The 239-nt window shown below is 70.3% G+C and carries 1 pseudogene; it reads right to left on the bottom strand.

The window, feature by feature from the left end:
* Positions 1–239: pseudogene (locus tag ACPYOJ_RS36595) on the bottom strand (hypothetical protein); the annotation flags it as partial.

Here is a 239-nt window from a genome sequence, read left to right on the forward strand (position 1 = left end):
GTGCCAGCCGCCAGGTGAGTGATCTGGCGCTCCGCGCCGGCGCCGCTGGCGTTCGCATTTGCGCCGAAAGCCATGCTCATCGGGCCTGAAGCCACGGCTCCATAGCCGACGGCCAGCGACTGCTCCCCGCTGGCGTTGGCCCAGGCGCCCAAGGCGGTGCCATACGATCCGTTCGCCGTCGCGCTCGGACCATAGGCTGCGGCGTACAGGCCTTCGGCCTTGGCGTACGAACCCACGGC

Source organism: Rhizobium sp. SVR5-9E (genome assembly GCF_056755095.1).